The sequence below is a fragment of the Microbacterium resistens NBRC 103078 genome (genome assembly GCF_001552355.1).
In the GTDB taxonomy this organism is placed as follows: Bacteria; Actinomycetota; Actinomycetes; order Actinomycetales; family Microbacteriaceae; genus Microbacterium; species Microbacterium resistens.
This window is the reverse complement of the sequence record NZ_BCRA01000033.1, coordinates 1-15,597: the sequence shown is the minus strand read 5'-3', so window position 1 is coordinate 15,597 and position 15,597 is coordinate 1. Positions and strand designations below refer to the sequence as shown.

General features: G+C 73.3%; 13 protein-coding genes and 1 tRNA gene. 5 read left to right on the top strand and 9 right to left on the bottom strand.

Annotation, left to right across the window (positions count from 1 at the left end):
* The first annotated feature begins 2 nt into the window (after positions 1–2).
* Positions 3–314: a DUF7882 family protein gene (locus MR1_RS07055; protein WP_067244417.1), complete on the top strand. Its 312-nt coding sequence runs from the start codon at positions 3–5 to the stop codon at positions 312–314.
* Positions 315–413: 99 nt separating this feature from the next.
* Here MR1_RS07055 and MR1_RS07050 read toward each other — a convergent pair.
* Positions 414–486 (bottom strand) — tRNA-Glu (locus MR1_RS07050).
* A gap of 146 nt (positions 487–632) precedes the next feature.
* Between MR1_RS07050 and MR1_RS07045 the strand changes: the two genes are divergently transcribed.
* Both MR1_RS07045 and MR1_RS07040 read left to right on the top strand, forming a co-directional pair.
* Positions 633–1,271 carry an MBL fold metallo-hydrolase gene (locus tag MR1_RS07045; protein ID WP_067244415.1) on the top strand — a complete coding sequence of 213 codons (639 nt, stop codon included), beginning with the start codon at positions 633–635 and terminating at the stop codon, positions 1,269–1,271.
* A complete protein-coding gene (locus MR1_RS07040; RefSeq protein WP_067244413.1) occupies positions 1,264–1,848 on the top strand; it encodes a GNAT family N-acetyltransferase in 585 nt (194 codons plus the stop codon). The genes MR1_RS07045 and MR1_RS07040 overlap by 8 nt, the downstream gene beginning before the upstream one ends.
* A gap of 77 nt (positions 1,849–1,925) precedes the next feature.
* Here the strand turns inward: MR1_RS07040 and pepN are convergent, their stop codons facing one another.
* Positions 1,926–4,406, bottom strand: coding sequence for an aminopeptidase N (pepN, locus tag MR1_RS07035; RefSeq protein WP_067244411.1), 2,481 nt, complete (start codon positions 4,404–4,406; stop codon positions 1,926–1,928).
* A 52-nt stretch (positions 4,407–4,458) separates the two neighbouring features.
* Positions 4,459–5,739, bottom strand: a complete 1,281-nt coding sequence (locus MR1_RS07030) for a trans-sulfuration enzyme family protein (RefSeq protein ID WP_084344428.1) — start codon at positions 5,737–5,739, stop codon at positions 4,459–4,461.
* A gap of 112 nt (positions 5,740–5,851) precedes the next feature.
* Here MR1_RS07030 and MR1_RS07025 point away from each other — a divergent pair, with 112 nt between their 5' ends.
* The gene (locus MR1_RS07025; protein WP_219087004.1) at positions 5,852–6,343 is read left to right on the top strand and encodes an Lrp/AsnC family transcriptional regulator; all 492 of its coding nucleotides are present in this window, start codon (positions 5,852–5,854) and stop codon (positions 6,341–6,343) included.
* Between the two features lie 11 nt (positions 6,344–6,354).
* Here MR1_RS07025 and MR1_RS07020 read toward each other — a convergent pair whose 3' ends face one another.
* Positions 6,355–7,398, bottom strand: coding sequence for an MFS transporter (locus MR1_RS07020; protein WP_255218110.1), 1,044 nt, complete (start codon positions 7,396–7,398; stop codon positions 6,355–6,357).
* A gap of 327 nt (positions 7,399–7,725) precedes the next feature.
* Between MR1_RS07020 and MR1_RS07015 the strand changes: the two genes are divergently transcribed.
* Positions 7,726–8,886 (top strand): acyltransferase family protein, encoded by a 1,161-nt coding sequence (locus MR1_RS07015; RefSeq protein ID WP_067244407.1) that lies wholly within the window; start codon positions 7,726–7,728, stop codon positions 8,884–8,886.
* A gap of 6 nt (positions 8,887–8,892) precedes the next feature.
* Here the strand turns inward: MR1_RS07015 and MR1_RS07010 are convergent, their stop codons facing one another.
* The 5 genes from MR1_RS07010 to MR1_RS20025 form a co-directional block, all read right to left on the bottom strand.
* On the bottom strand, positions 8,893–10,380 hold the full coding sequence (locus tag MR1_RS07010) for a glycosyltransferase (RefSeq protein ID WP_067244405.1): 1,488 nt from the start codon (positions 10,378–10,380) through the stop codon (positions 8,893–8,895).
* Positions 10,381–10,443: 63 nt separating this feature from the next.
* On the bottom strand, positions 10,444–11,145 hold the full coding sequence (locus tag MR1_RS07005; protein WP_067244403.1) for an ABC transporter ATP-binding protein: 702 nt from the start codon (positions 11,143–11,145) through the stop codon (positions 10,444–10,446).
* Positions 11,142–12,047: an ABC transporter ATP-binding protein gene (locus tag MR1_RS07000; protein ID WP_067244400.1), complete on the bottom strand. Its 906-nt coding sequence runs from the start codon at positions 12,045–12,047 to the stop codon at positions 11,142–11,144. The genes MR1_RS07005 and MR1_RS07000 overlap by 4 nt, the downstream gene beginning before the upstream one ends.
* Positions 12,048–12,051: 4 nt before the next feature.
* Positions 12,052–14,724, bottom strand: a complete 2,673-nt coding sequence (locus MR1_RS06995; protein ID WP_067244398.1) for an ABC transporter permease — start codon at positions 14,722–14,724, stop codon at positions 12,052–12,054.
* On the bottom strand, positions 14,721–15,597 hold an 877-nt coding region (locus MR1_RS20025; RefSeq protein ID WP_169797661.1), incomplete at its 5' end, for a hypothetical protein. The genes MR1_RS20025 and MR1_RS06995, both read right to left, overlap by 4 nt.

Below are 15,597 nucleotides of genomic sequence, written 5' to 3'. Positions count from 1 at the left end.
GCGTGGGACGCATTCACTATGGCGGGACCTCCTCCCCGATCCACGTCGAGGACCGGACTCTCGCCCACCTCACTCTCGTGATGACGACGAAGCTGCGCCGTGGTGAGAGCTTCACCGTCTCCTGGCCGCACTGCGACGACGAGCCGACCGGACGCAGTTCGATCTGGATCCACCCCGCCATCGCACTGCGGTTCGACTTCGACGGGTCCGAACCGCCGACGCTGAATCGGCAGTACCTCATGGAGCTCGCGAGGTCGGCGAGCTCGACGGAGGGCATCCGCCTCACCGCCGAGGACATGGGGCGCCGAGGATGATCCGCCGGTTCCGTCCGAGCTTCCCCGCCCCCGCACCGGTCAGCTCGGGGCGGGGAACGACGAAGGCCCCCGGCAATGCCGGGGGCCTTCGCTCTTCGGTGACCCCAGCGGGATTCGAACCCGCGTTACCGCCGTGAGAGGGCGGCGTACTAGGCCGCTATACGATGGGGCCGTTTCCGCGAGGCTTTCCGTCTCGCGACAACCGTTCAAGTATGACATGACGCTGTGCGCTCGCAAAATCGACGGCGGGCGATCGCGGATCCCGGGAGTGTCGAACGGTCGTTTGCCTCCGGCGCCGGAGGGGAGTTGACTCGTCCCATGCGCGTCACCAAGCACGAACACGCCACCGTCCGGATCGACGACCACGGCGAGACCCTGATCCTCGACCCCGGGATGTTCACCCTCCCCCTGGCCGATCTCGATCACCTCGTCGCGGTCGTCATCACCCACGAGCACCCGGACCACGTCGATCCGGCGCAGCTCGAGCGGATCCTCCGCGACGCCCCGGGAACGCCGGTCTACGCCCCCGCCGCCGTCGCTCGGTCGATCGACCCGATTCCGGTCAACGTGGTCGAGCCCGGGGACACGGTCGCCGTCGGGTCGTTCACGCTCCGCTTCTTCGGCGGGACGCACGAGGTCATCCACTCCTCGATCCCGCTCGTCGAGAACGTCGGGGTGCTGGTGAACGACGAGTTCTACTACCCCGGCGACTCCTACGCCGTCCCGGAGGGGGTCGAGGTCGGGATCCTGGCCGCTCCGCTCGGCGCCCCCTGGCTGCGCGTGAGCGACGCGATCGACTTCGTGCTCGCCGTGAAGCCGCGGCGCGCCTTCGGCACCCACGACATGACGCTGTCCGTCATCGGCAAGAACATGCACCGTCAACGTCTGCAGTGGGCGACGGAGCAGGGCGGCGGCGAGTTCCTCGCCCTGGAGCCCGGCGACGCGCTCGATGGCTGAGCCGCCGCGCTCCCCCTCCGTCGCTCCTCCCCCGTTCCTGCCCGCGCCGACCGCACGGCTCCGCTTCCGCCCGATGGGCCCCTCGGACCTCGACGACATGGCCCGGCTGCTCGGCGACCCGGAGGTCATGGCGTACTATCCCGCGCCGCGGACCCGTGCCGAGAGCGCGGCGTGGATCGCGAACCAGCAGCGCCGCTACGACGAGGACGGGCACGGGCTCTGGGTCGTGGAGACCCTCGACGGCGACTTCGTCGGCGACTGCGGCATCACCTGGCAGACCTACAACGGCATCCGGGTGCGCGAAGTGGGCTACCACGTGCGCCCGGAGCTCCAGGGCGTGGGGTACGCCACCGAGGCCGCGCAGGCGTGCGTGGACCTCGTCCGCCTCCACTTCGCGCCCACGCTGCTGACGGCCATCATCCATCCCGAGAACGCCGCGTCCCGTCGGGTCGCGGAGAAGCTCGGGATGACGCACATCGCCGACGACCACGCACACCCGTGGATCGTCCGGACCGTCATGGGAATGACCCTCGAGCGGAACGCCGAAACCCCCTCTGCCGACCGAGACCCCCTCTGAAACACGTATTTCAGAGGGGGTCTCGGCGCGGCGAGGGGGGGTTTCGACGCCGGGGGCTCCGGTGGGGCTCGGGGGCGTTACTGGGCGGCGCGAACGCGGAGGTCGCGGGCCAGGTGGTCGCGCTGCTCGATCACGATCCGCCGCAGCGCCGCTGGAGCATCGGCGTTGGCCGCGAGCCAGGCGTCGACGGCCTCCGTCGACGCCGCCGCGGGAAACAGCCCGATCACCAGCCGCTGGGCGATCTCGATGCTCCGCTGCTCCCACGCGTCGCGGATCCGCGCGAAGTAGTCGGCGTCGTGCGCCTCGATCAGATCCCGGCGCGCGCCCGCCCGCACGCCGCGGATCGTGGCGTCGAGGTGGTCGTTGCTGAGGCTCTGATCCGTCCACGCCGCCTTCCACGCCTCGGCACGCACGCCCGCCGTCGGGAAGGAACGGCGCGCGGCGAGCGCTGCGGTACGCCCGCTCGCCGTATCGTCGCGGCGCAGCTCGGCGGCGACCGCCGACTCGTCCGCGTGGCCGGTCGCCGCGAGCGCGACCACGAGCTCCCAGCGGAGATCCGGATCGAGGGGAAGCCCCGCCGGCGCCTTCCCGTCGAGGAGCGCGCGCACCTCTGCGTGACGGGCATCGTCGACGGCCGCGGCCGAGGCGAACGCCCAGGCCCAGGCCAGCTGCGCATCGCTGCCGGGGTCGGCGTCCCCGAGCGCCGCCCAGCACGTCTCCAGCCACTCACGACGGGCATCCGCCCGACCGGCCTCCGGTGTGTAATGACCGACCGCGAAGGCGGCGTTGAGCAGCACGCCGTTACGCAGCGCGCTGTCGCTCTCCCGGGGAGCATGGTCTCGCACGATACCCAGGTAACGCGCGACGGGCAGCTCGCCGTCACGGGTCGCGTTCCACAGCGCCGACCAGACCAGCGCCCGCGCCAGCGGGTCCTCCAGGGTCGACAGACCCTCCTCCACGGTGGCGAGGGAGCGCTCGTCGAGGCGGACCTTCGCGTAGGTCAGGTCCCCGTCGTTCAGGAGGGTCAGGTCGGCGGCCGGCAGATCCACCGGCGTCCGCTCCTGCGCGATGTCCGCGGGCACGCGCTCCCGCAGGGTCAGCGCGCCGTCGACCCGGTCGTAGAGACCGATCTGCAGCCGGTGCGGGCGGGGCGCCGACTGCACGACCTCCGCCGATCCCGACGACGAGCGCTCCAGCCACAGAGTCGTGACGCCGGTGGTCTCCAGCCACGCCTGCGACCACGTCCTGACATCCCGGCCGGAGGCGTCGGCGAGCTCGACGAGCAGGTCCTCCAGCGTCGTGCTGCCGAACGCGTGCCGGGCGAAGTACCGGCGGGCGCCCTCGAAGAAGGCCTCTTCGCCCACGAACGCGACGAGCTGCTTGAGCACCGCCGCGCCCTTGGCGTAGGTGATCCCGTCGAAGTTCAGCTTCGCCGCCTCCAGGTCGGGGATGTCCGCGACGACCGGATGCGTCGTCGGCAGCTGGTCCTGCGTGTAGGCCCAGGCCTTCCGACGGTTCGCGAAAACGACCCAGGCGTCGGTGAACGCGGTCGCGGCCACCGACGCGTGGGAGCCCATGTAGTCCGCGAACGACTCCTTCAGCCAGAGATCGTCCCACCAGCGCATGGTGACGAGGTCGCCGAACCACATGTGCGCCATCTCGTGCAGGATCGTGTTCGCGCGCGCCTGATGCTGGGCGCGCGTCGCGGCGCCGCGGAACACGTACGCCTCTGTGAACGTCACGAGCCCCGGGTTCTCCATGGCCCCGAGGTTGTACTCCGGGACGAAGATCTGGTCGTACTTCCCCCACGGGTAGTCGTAGCCGAACGCCTCGGTGAAGAAGTCCAGGCCCTGGCGGGTGATCGTCACGATCTCGTCCGCGTCGAGGTGCTCCGCGAGCGAGGCACGGCACAGCACGCCCAGGGCGACGGACTGCCCGCCGTGATCCCAGGCGGCGTCGATCCGGTGGTAAGGACCGGCCGCGACCGCCGTGATGTAGCTGGAGATGGGCAGCGTCGGTGCGAACTCCACCGTCTGGACCCCGTGGTCGGCCGACGTGCCGACCGCGCTCTGGTTCGACAGCACCTGCCACCCCTCCGGGGCGCGGACCACGAAGGTGTAGGAGGCCTTCATGTCCGGCTGCTCGAAGCAGGCCATCACCCGCCGGGAGTCGGCCGGTTCGTACTGCGTGTAGAGGTAGGTGTGACCGTCGACCGGGTCCGAGAAGCGGTGGAGCCCCTCCCCGGACCTGCTGTAGGCGCCCGTCGCCTCGACGGTCACGACGTTGTGCGGCGCCAGACCCGACACCGTGATCCGCGCGCCGTCGTAGCGCACCTCCTGGTCGACGCCGTTCAGCGTCACCCGGCTCACTCCCTCGCCGATGAAGTCGATCCACGTCTCCGGCGCCGTCGCATCGAACTCGAGCGTCGTGATCGTCGGGAATCCGGAACGGGACGGATCCGGGGCTCCGCTCAGGTCCAGCTCGACGCGGACGCGCTGGAGGCCGATGGCCGCGGATCGCGCGGCGGTCTCTTCCCGGGTGAGGTTCGCAGAGGTCATCCCTCCATCGTTCCACGAGGCGCGCGACCGTCCGGCCGCGCGGCCGCCGCCCTCACTGCGACGCCGGTACCGGGACCGCCTGCCGACCTTCTCGTGCGCCGTCGCGTTCCGCGCCGGCCTCGCGGCCGCCGACGGGGGCACCCGCGCCGGTGCAGGCCGCCGTGGCCTGGCGCAGGGCCGTGTCCAGATCCGCGAGGAGGTCGTCGACGTCCTCGAGCCCGATCGACAGGCGCAGCACATCGGCACCCGGGCGAGCCTCGGGGGCGACCGGGCGGTGCGTGAGGGCGGCCGGATGCTGGATCAGCGAGTCCACGCCGCCCAGGGACACCGCGTGCGTGAAGAGACGGACCGCTCCGGTCACCGCGGAGGCGGCGGCGTAGCCGCCGTGGAGCCGGATCGCGATCATCGCCCCCGGCCCGCGCATCTGGGTCCCCACGAGACCACGGCGCTCGTCCCGCCCCGGGTAGCGGACCTCGGCGACCTCGGGGCGCTCGGCCAGCCAGTCGGCGACGCGCTGGGCGGAGGCCTGCTGCGTCCGCATGCGGATCGGCAGCGTGGCGAGCCCGCGATGGAGCAGATACGCGCCGAGCGGATGCAGCAGGGCGCCGGTGATCGCACGGACGCGGCGCAGGGCCTCGGCGGTCTCCTCGGAGCACGCGATCACGCCCGCGATGACGTCCCCGTGACCGCCGATGTACTTCGTGGCGCTGTGCAGCGACATCGCCGCCCCGAGCGCGACGGGGTTCTGCAGCATCGGGGTCGCGAAGGTGTTGTCCACGAGCACCGGGATCCCGTCCGCCTGGGCGACGACGCCCGCGATGTCCACGAGGTCCAGCGTCGGGTTGCCCGGGCTCTCCAGCACGATCAGCCCGGTGTCCGGACGCCGCGCGTGCGAGACCTCGTCCTCGGCGCAGAACGTGACCTCCGCGCCGAGCAGCCCGGAGTCCAGCAGGTGGTCCGTCCCTCCGTACAGCGGGCGGACGGCCACCACGTGGCTCTTGTCGCGAGCGGTGGTGTGCGCGAGGATCGCCGCGGTCATCGCGGCCATCCCCGAGCTGAACGCGACGGCGGCCTGCGCCCCCTCCAGCTCCGCCAGCGCCTCCTCGAACCGTGCGACCGTGGGATTCCACAGTCGCGCGTAGACGTTGCCGCCCTCCGGCAGCGGGTGCCCGCCGTTGGCCATCGACTCGTACGAGTCGCCGCCGTGCAGGATGTCGGGCAGCGGGTTCGTGGACGACAGGTCGATGGGGACCGCGTGCACGCCGAGGGCGGTCAGGTCATCACGGCCGGCGTGCACGGCGCGGGTGTCGAAGTGCGAATCCGTCTTCCTCATCCCTCCACCCTGATTGCTGACGCACGTCAGGGCCAGATGCCTTGTCCACACCGCAAGAATCCGGGATGATCTTGGAGAACGACCAATACCGGTGATGGGAGGAGCTCGCGCCTTGCACGACGGACAACACCCCTCTTCCTCGGCTCGTGCCCCGCTGGACGACGTCGACCTGCGCCTGCTCGGCGCCTACGTCGAGCACCCCGACTCCACGGTGAAGGCGCTCGCCGCCGGTCTCGGCATGGCCGAGTCGACCTGCGCCTATCGGCTCCGCCTGCTCCGGGAACGCGGCGTGATCACGGGGACCGCCGTGCTCGTGGACATGACGAGACTCGGCCGCCCCGTCCAGGCGGTGATCCGGGTGCGGCTCGCCAACCACAGCAAGTCCGGGGTGGAGGACCTGTTCCGCGCGCTCCAACGCACGAGCGGCGTCCTCCAGGTGTTCCACATCGCCGGCGCGGACGACTTCCTCGTGCACGTGGCCGTCTCCGACGCCGCCGCGCTGCGGGACATCGTGCTCGAGCACATCACGGTCCACGACGTCGTGCGGGCCACCGAGACCCAGTTGGTCTTCGAGCGGCGCGAGGGCGTCGGCGTGCTGGGCTGACGCCCCGCCCGTCACCGGGTCCCGGTCTCCTCCGCTACGGTGCCGCGCGACGCGACCGCTCCGTTCGCCTCGGCGGGCAGCCGCCGTTCCAGCGCCAGCGCGAGGACGGCGATCGCCGCGCATCCGAGGATCATCACGGCCACGAAGCCGAGATCCCACCCGCGCCCGAGCAGCACGCCCGCCGCGACCGGCCCGGCGATCGCGCCGCCCTGGAACGCCGCTGAGTTGATCGCGTTGTAGCGCCCGCGGTTGCGGTCGGAGGCCAGGTCGTTGTAGACCGCGGGCACCGTGGGCTGGAGCATCGTCTCGCCGAACGCGAACACTCCCATGTACGCCAGCACGCCGATGGCGGCGACGAGCGATCCGGGAAGCAGTCCCGAGGCGCCCAGCAGCACCCAGGACACGGCCCAGGTGAGCGCCATGACCTGCATCACCCGGGTTCGCCGATGCCCGCGGATCAGCCGGAGGACCGCGAACTGCAGCAGGACGATCACCGCCGTGTTGACGGCGAACGACAGCCCGACCACCTGCGTCGACACCCCGGCGACCTGACGCGCGAACGCCGGGAACCCGGCCTCCATCTGCCCGTACCCGATGAAGACCGACAGGAACGTGAGGAGGGTCACCCAGAGCACCGCCGGACGGCGAAGGATCCGCCGGTACCCCTCCACCGGCGCCGCCCCCTCTCCCTCGGGGCCGTGCGCGGTCCGCACATGGCGGAGCGGGCCGAGCAGCAGCGCCATCGGGATGAGGCTCGTGGCGGCGTCGACGAGGAAGATCGCGGTGAAGGTCTCCGGGCGCTGCACGTCGACGAAGAACCCGCCGACGATCCCGCCGACGCCGATGCCCAGGTTCACCAGGGCGAAGTTCACGCCGAAGTACTGCTGGCGCACCTCGCCGTCGACGATCGACGCGATCAGCGCGTTGAATCCCGGCCAGGAGACCCCGAAGTTCACGCCGATGAGCACGAGCGCGAGCGCGGCGGTGACGGGATGCGTCGCGACGGCGAGCAGCGCGCACCCGGCGATCATCGCCACGAGCCCGACGAGGAGCACGCGCCGCGCGCCGTACCGGTCGATGAGCGTGCCCCCCGGGACCGGTCACGACGAGCCCGGTGACCGCGATGACGCTCATGAGCGCCCCCGACAGCCCGAGGTCGAACCCCCGCACCTCGTGCAGGTAGATGATCGTGAAGGGGAGGGTCAGGCCGCGCCCCAGGGTCTGGATCGCGACGGTGGACAGCAGCCACCGACCGGGGGTGGGCAGTGCCGCCCAGAATGCTCTCATTCCCGTCACCAGGACAGTCTGCCGGAGGCCTCGGACATCCGGCGCCGAGCATCCGGTCAGGTCGCGTCCAGGCGCGCGACGTAGCGTGGAGCGGGATGTCTCAGAGCGGTAGCAGCAGGACGACGCAGGGCAGGATCACCGGACTCGACGGCCTTCGAGGGGTCGCCGCGCTGGTGGTCCTGCTGTACCACGCCTCGCTCGTCGCCCGTCCTTGGCTGGACCCCGCGGCCTGGACGGCGCTGACCGAGACCCCGCTCAAGCTGCTGCTGGCGGGGACCGAGTCCGTGCTCATCTTCTTCGTCCTGTCCGGGATCGTCGTGGCCCTTCCCGCCCTCCGCGGCGGCTTCGACTGGGCTCGCTACTACCCGGCGCGGCTGCTGCGCCTCTACGTCCCCGTCGCCGCCGCGCTCCTGTTCGCCGCGGCGCTCATCGTGCTCCTTCCCCGGGATCGCTCACAGATGCCCGAGGGCTCGTGGATGCGCGATGCGCAGGCCTCGTCCGTCTCCCCCGGCGCCCTGCTGTCCGAGGCGTCGCTGATGCGTCCCTCCTACGACATCGACAACGTGCTGTGGTCCCTGCGCTGGGAGGTCTTCTTCTCGCTGCTGCTGCCCGTGTTCGTGTGGGTGGCGCTGCGCTCGCGCCGGCATTCCGCGGCCGTGGCCGCGGGCGCTGCGCTGGTGATCGTGATCGGACGGCTGACGGGCAACGAGGTGCTCGTTTACCTGCCCGTCTTCCTCCTGGGCACGGTGATCGCCGTGCACCTGGACGATCTGCGGGCCCTCGCCGCGCGGCCCCGCGTGCGCCCCTTCCTCCCGGTCCTGTTCGCGGCGGCGTGTGCCTTGCTCATCGCGAGCTGGCTCGCGCGCCCGATCACGACCCGCGGCGGCTCCGCGGACCACGTCCTGTGGGGTCTGTCCGCGGTCGGAGCCGCCCTGATCGTCGTCCTCGCCATCGTCTGGCCGCGCGCCGCGCGGGTGCTCGACACGGCTCCGGCGCAGTGGCTCGGCCGGGTCTCGTTCAGCCTCTACCTGATCCACGCGCCGATCCTCGGAACGCTCGGCTACGCGCTCGGCCCCGACCGCTGGTGGCTCGCCTGCCTCCTCGGCATCCCGCTCAGCCTCCTCCTGGCTCCGGTGTTCCACCGGCTCGTCGAACGCCCGTCGCACCGCCTGTCGCGCACGGTGGGCGCCTGGTGCGGCGCCCGGGCCTCCGCGATCGGCGATCGTCTCGGCCGCGCACAGCCCGAGACCGGCTGAGCGCGGTCAGCCGGCGCGGAGAGTGCGCAGCCGGCGCCGCACGACGCCGAGGACGCGACGCGCGCGCACGAGGGCGCCCTTCTCCTTGGCGTCCGCGAGATGCTTGGCGTCCCGTGCCGCGCCCAGCTCCCGCGCCCAGGCGCGCGTGACCGCCTCGTCCGAGAACGCCAGGGCGCGGTGACGGGCCCTGCGCCGCATGGCGGCGACCTTGGCCTCCGGAAGCCGCTGCAGGCGCACGATCCTGTCCGCCATCGCATCGACGTCGCCGTCCTCGACGAGGAACCCGTTCACGCCGTCCTTGATGAGGTCTGCCGGGCCGTAGCGGATGTCGTACGCGATCGGAAGGCACCCGGCCGCCATCGCCTCGGCGAGCACGAGCGGGAGCCCCTCCGAGGTGGAGGTCAGCAGGCTGAAGTCCGCCTCGGCGAATCGGGCCCGCGCGTCCGGGAGGAAGCCATGGAGGCGGATCCGCTCCTCGGCGCCGTCGGCGCGGACGCGGGCGCGGACCGCCTCCTCTCGCGGCCCCTCACCGTACACGTCGAGGCGGATGCCGTCCTGCTCACGACCGGCGCGCGCCGCGGCCTCGACGGCCAGCTCGATGCGCTTGCGCCCCGTCAGGGAGGCGACGACGACGCCCTGACCCCGCGCGTGTCGCGTGTGCGCGGTCGCGTCCAGCGGCACGCCGTTCGGGATCACCCTGACCCGAGCGCCGCCCGCGAGCCCGTCGGCGACGAGGTCCGCCCGCTGGCGCGCGGTCAGCACGACGACGAGATCGAAGTCCGCCGCCCGACGCAGCGCGTACTCGCGGGAGGCGCGGAGGGTACCGGCGGCGTCGCCACGCCGGTGACCTCCGTGGACGATGTGCACCGTGACGACGTGGTCGCGCCGATAGGTCGCCACGAACCGCGCCGCGGTCTTCGAGTCCACGAGCAGGTAGCTGGGCATCCGCGTGATCATCCGGTCCAGCCACCAGCGGTACAGCTTCCAGGTCGATCCCCACCGCCGGAGCGGCTCGCCGTCCTCGCCGTGCACGATGACGACCCGTCGGCCGTCCACGGAGCGGTCGGTCGCGAGAAGGGTCCCGTCCCTCCGGAACCGATCGGCGGCGACGAACCGGCCGTCCGCGTCCTTGCGCTCTCGGAGCAGGACGACGTCGCCGTCGCGGACGACCCGGTCGCCGTCGGCCGGCTCCAGCGGGGCCGCGGGGCTGATCGGGTCGCGCTGGGCCGACGGCGGCTTCACACGCAGCTCGTCCCACAGGTTGCGCAGACGCATCCCGTCGATGAGCTCGCCGGCGGCGCGCAGCCGTTCCTCCACCGCGGCGTAGTCCGGCCGGTCGTCGAGGGTGAGCACGTCCACCGAGACGCCGCCCAGCGCCACGAAGGCGCGGGTGCGGTGCAGCATCGCGCTGGTCATCCCGCCGTAGTTGTCGGGGATGCCCCAGGTGAGCGCGTAGTGCCTCCCTCGGGGGAATCGGCACACCGCGGATCGCATGAGCTCGAGCCTAGGCGCCGACCCGATGCACCCGCTGGGAGCCGCTCGAGCCCCGGGGCTCGATCAGGAGCGCCGGCGCCGCAGCCGGGGCCCGCGCGGCCGGAGGACCCCGTCGTGCAGCTCCAGGACGCGATCCGCCCTGGCGAGCATCGCCGGGTCGTGCGTCGCGACGACCGCCGCGGTCCCGCGGTCGTGCACGAGCGCAGCGATGAGGTCCATGATCTGGGCTCCCGTCTCGCTGTCCAGCTGCGCGGTCGGCTCGTCCGCGAGCAGGATCCCCGGATCCATCACCAGGGCGCGCGCGATGCCGACTCGCTGCTGCTGCCCCCCGGAGAGCTCGCCCGGGCGTTGACGGGCGTGCTCGGCGAGGCCGACGGCGGCGAGCGCCTCCGCGACGCGACGCTCCCGTTCGGCGGCGTCGACACGGCGGATCCGCAGCGGGACCTCGACGTTCTCCGCGGCGGACAGGATCGGCAGGAGCCCCGCCGTCTGGAAGATCGACGCGATCCGGGAGCCGAGCAGTGCCGGCAGGTCGGCGGCGGCATCGGCGAGATCGACGCCGTCCACGAGAACCCGGCCCGTCGTCGGCGTGTCGAGGCCGCCGAGCATGGTCAGCAGCGTCGTCTTGCCGGATCCGGAGCGGCCGGTCACGACGACGAGCTCGCCCTCGCCGACCTCGAGATCCGCGTCGCGGACCGCGACGACGTCGCCCGCGGGCGCGGGATACACCCGGGACAGTCTCTCGGCTCGCAGCACCGCGGTCATCGCGTCTCCTCCGCCTCGGTCCGGCCGCCGGGACGCTCCCCCGGCTCCACCCGGACGTGATCGGGCTCCAGTCCCAGCCGCACCCGCTCGCGCAGGGACAGCGCCGCGACGAACTCCGCCGGCAGCTGCATGCGTCCCGCCCGGTCGAGCACGGCGTACTCCTCGGCCACGCGCACCGCCCGCCCCTCGTGATCCGTCCGCGTGCTGCGCAGCGTCTCCGTCGAGGTGCGCCCGTCGCGGATCCGGACCGTTCGGTCGACGTGCTCGGAGACGCTCGCGTCGTGTGTGACGATCAGGGTGGTCACGCCCCGCTCGCGGTTGACCGTCTCCATCGCCGCCAGCACCTCGGCGCTCGTGTGCTCGTCGAGCTCTCCCGTGGGCTCGTCGGCGAGGAGCACCCGCGGGCGGTTCGCCAGGGCCACCGCGATCGCCGCGCGCTGCCGCTGGCCTCCGGACAGCTGCGCCGGCCGCGCATCGGCGACGTCGGCCACCTCCAGCAGCTCCAGGAGCTCGTCCGCGGCGGCCGTCCGCTCGTCCCGCGGGACGACCCGCGCCACGGCGTGCGCCATGGCGATGTTCTCGCGTGCGGTCAGGTACGGCAGCAGGTTCCGTTCGGACTGCTGCCAGACGAAGCCCACGCTGCGGCGGCGGTACTCCCGCCGCTCCGGTCCCCGCATCGTCACGAGGTCGTGCCCCGCGACCCGCGCGGAACCCGCCGTCGGCGTGTCGAGTCCCGCGAGGATCCCCAGCAGCGTCGACTTCCCGGAACCGGAGGCCCCGACGAGCGCCACCATCTCGCCGGCGTTCATCCGCAGGTCCAGTCCCTGCAGCGCCTGCACCTCCACTCCCTGAGCGGTGAAGATCCGCACCAGGCCCTCGCAGAAGACGTCCGCGTCGCTCATGCCCTCATCCTTCCTCGTCCCCGGAACGGATCGCCTCGGCGGAGCCGACGCGACCGGCGATCCTCGTCGCCACGGCGATCGCGACGGCCGCGACGAGGACGAAGCCGCCGATCACCGCCGCCGGCAGCGCGCCCCCGACATCCAGCGGCGGCTGCGTCACCCCGCCGACGAAACCGCGCAGGTCGATCGCGCCGATGACGAGCCACGACATCCCGGCGCCGGCGACGAGCCCGAACGGCAGGGCCACGGCCAGCGCCGGCACCACCTCCCACGCCACCACGGCGAGATCGTCCCGGCGCCGATGGCCGAGCGTCCGCAGCAGCGCGAGCAGGCGCCCCCTCCCCGCCGCCCCCAGCACGAGCGTCACGGCGACCGTGATGCCGAGCAGCAGAGCCACCAGGACACAGGCCGCGGCGAGCGCCGCCACCACGAGGCGATAGGCCGGATCCTCCGACAGCTCCTCGACGATCTGCCCCGGGGCCGTGGTCTCGATGTCGGGCCCGAGGACGTCGCGGACGGCCGCATCGACGGCGGCGGCGTCCGTCCCCGGCGCCAGCGACGCGAACAGCCGCGAGATCGCCGGGCGCCGCACGTCGAGATCCGCGGCGTTCGCGCGGTCCACGATGATCCAGCGCGTGGCGGAGCCGAACGGCACGAGATCGGGAGCCGCCCCGACCACCCGCGTCGGCGTTCCGCCCACCTCGAGCACGTCGCCGACCTCCTGTCCGACGAGGTCCAGGAGAGCACGGGACGCCACGACCGGAACGGCGCCGTCCGCGGGCTCCGACAGCGCGGGCGGCAGCGGGAGGGCGGCGGCGCGCCCGTCCTGCACCGCCGCGAGCTCCTGCCGGTCGACGACGTAGAGCCGGATCCGCACCATCCGCGCTCCCGCGTCGAGCTCGCCGGCGAGGTCCGCGTAGAGCGGGGCCACCCGCTCCACCCCGGGGATGCCGGCGATGCGCTCGACCTCGCCGGGCGGGACGTAGCCGGCGGAGATGCGCAGGTCCGCCCCGGTCGCCGTCTGGGCGGTGCGAGCGATGCCCGCGCTCACGGTCCCGGCGAACACGACGGAGAAGACGGCCACTCCGATCCCCACGACCACCGCCAGCACCGGCGCCGTGCGCACGGAGGGCTCCCGGCGGGCGCGCGCGGGTCCGAGCAGGGCGATCAGCCCCGGCATGCGTGCGCCCCGGCGCTCGATCACGCCCAGCAGCGGAGGCAGGACCCGGAGGGCGAGGACGCTGCCGCTCGCGCCGAGCAGCACCGGCAGGACGATCAGCAGCGGATCCACGGCCCCGGCGACGGTCCGACGGGTCAGCAGGAGCGCGACGAGCGCCGCGGTCGCGAGCAGGACGACGCCCTCGACGGCCAGGCGCGCCCACGGTCGTCCCCCGACCGGCGCCCCGAGGTCCCGCCGTGCGTGCGTCCGCGCCTCCGCGAGCGCGCTCGCCGGCAGGACGACCGCGGGAACCAGGGCGAGGATCAGCGGGACGAACAGCGAGAGGGCCCCGTCCCACCCCGGCAGGACGAGGGCCGCCCCCGCCCCGAGGACAGCGCCGACGAGACCGAGGGCCAGTCCCTCTCCCCCGAGCAGCGCGACGAGCTGTGCGGTGGAGGCGCCCCGGGCCTGCATCAGTCGCACGGTGCGCACCCGGCGCAGGGCCAGCATGCGTCCGCACAGCGCGAGCGCCACGACGGCCACGGCGACGGGGCCGATCGCCGCCACCGTGACCACCGCCGTCATGGCCTCGCCGCGGGCGACCGCGCGGTCGATGGCCTCGGGCGCGCCCGAGGAGTAGAGCAGCCCGGTGTCGTGGAAATCGCCGGTCTCCGGACGCAGCCGCACGGCGTTCGAGGCGAGCAGGCGGAGCTGCTGCGCCACCGTCGGCGCGTCCTCGGCATCGAGCCGGTCCACGTCGAACAGCATCCAGGCGGGAGTCGCGGCGTTCTTCGCCTGGGGGACGAACGCCGTGACCTCGTCGCGGTCCGTGAAGGCGAGGGCGTTGAGGATGACGTCCCCGTCGGGAGTGATCTCCACCCTCGGCTCGAGCGCCCCGGCCAGGAACGCCCAGTCGCCGTGGTCGTCCGCCCGCGGCGCGAACAGCCCCGTGAGCAGGAGCCGCGCGCCCGTGACCGTCCGCGCCGTGCCGACGGGCCACTCGAGCTGCCGCGCCACCTCCTCGGACACCGCGACCTCCACCGCGTCGGCGGCGCCGCTCTCCGGCGCCCGGCCCTGGGTGATCCGGGTGCGATCGGCGAACAGCGGGTCCGCCACCAGCGCGACCGTGTTCTTCGGGATCGGTCCCTCCGCGAACGACGGGAGCGGGTCCAGCTGGGACACGATGCGGGGAGCGCCGAGAAGGCCGCGCAGCGGTTGCGGCAGCGCCTCCCGCCCGGCCTCCGCGTCGCGGATGGCGCCGCCCCAGACGCCGGCGCCAGGCGTCGGTCGGGCGTCGAGATGAGGCAGCCCCGCGATGCCCGCCGAGGCCGATCGCAGCGTCGGCGGCAGGTCCCGGATCTCCCGCTGGATCGTGGCCGTGCGCGCGTCGTGCAGGACCACGGGCGCGGCGGCGCCGAGGAACGAGAGCACGGCGACCACCACGATGATGAACGCGCTGAGCGCGGGTGCCGTCGAGACCGTCCGACGCACGACCCGCAGCGTCCCCGGACCGCTCACGAGAGCACCCCCAGGAACGGCAGCACGACCGCGCCCACCGCCACGCCCGCGAGCACGCCCCCGAGCACCGAGAAGAGGACGACCGACGCCGTCTCCACCGCGCGCGCCGCCCGTGCCGCCGCATCGGTCATCCCCAGGGCGCGCAGGATCCGACGGTCACCGTCCCGCCGGCGTCCGGACTGGGCGATGGCCGCTCCGGCGCCGAGCACCGCGATCACCGCAGCCACCGCGGCGCCCGCCGTGAGCAGGAGGACCGTTCCGTGCACGAGCGGTGCGACGCTGGCCGTCGAGGGCGTGAGGATGCGCGCCGACGTCGCGAGCACGGATCGGAGCTCATCCGCGACCGTCTCGGGGTCACCGGTGCGGAGCCACAGCTCGTCCGGACGGAACTCCGTCCCTGCGTCGCCGGCGATCGCCGCCCGGTCGGCGGCGACGCCCGGTGCGGTGCCGATCCCGGGGATCTCCGTGGCGACGGCGACGACGCGGATCTCGAACCGCTGCGACGCGCGGCGCAGCAGACCGGAGAAGGTGTCCCCCGGAACGGCGCCGAGTCGCGCCGCCAGCGCCGACGTGATGACGGCGGGCACGGCATCCCCGTCCGCGGGACCGCGGGCGGCGGCGGGCAGAGGGAGGAAGCCCGGATCCGCCGCCACGAAGTCGGCGTCGCCCCCGCCCAGGGCCATGGTCTGGTGACGCACCTCCGTCACCGCGGTCACGCCCGGCAGCGTCGCGACCGCTCCGGCGTCCGGGCGATCCTGGTCCGCGCCCACAAATCCGGTCCCGCCGAGCACCACCCGCACGTCCGCACCGAGTGCGGCGGACAGCGTCCGTCGCTCCGCCTCGGCCGAATGGGCGGGCGCCGAGGCGGCGAGC

Coding starts and splice junctions, on each gene's coding strand:
- MR1_RS07045 (WP_067244415.1), top strand. CDS start 633: ATGCGCGTCACCAAGCACGAACACGCCACCGTCCGGATCGACGACCAC.
- MR1_RS07040 (WP_067244413.1), top strand. CDS start 1,264: ATGGCTGAGCCGCCGCGCTCCCCCTCCGTCGCTCCTCCCCCGTTCCTG.
- pepN (WP_067244411.1), bottom strand. CDS start 4,406: ATGACCTCTGCGAACCTCACCCGGGAAGAGACCGCCGCGCGATCCGCG.
- MR1_RS07030 (WP_084344428.1), bottom strand. CDS start 5,739: ATGAGGAAGACGGATTCGCACTTCGACACCCGCGCCGTGCACGCCGGC.
- MR1_RS07015 (WP_067244407.1), top strand. CDS start 7,726: ATGTCTCAGAGCGGTAGCAGCAGGACGACGCAGGGCAGGATCACCGGA.
- MR1_RS07010 (WP_067244405.1), bottom strand. CDS start 10,380: ATGCGATCCGCGGTGTGCCGATTCCCCCGAGGGAGGCACTACGCGCTC.
- MR1_RS07005 (WP_067244403.1), bottom strand. CDS start 11,145: ATGACCGCGGTGCTGCGAGCCGAGAGACTGTCCCGGGTGTATCCCGCG.
- MR1_RS07000 (WP_067244400.1), bottom strand. CDS start 12,047: ATGAGCGACGCGGACGTCTTCTGCGAGGGCCTGGTGCGGATCTTCACC.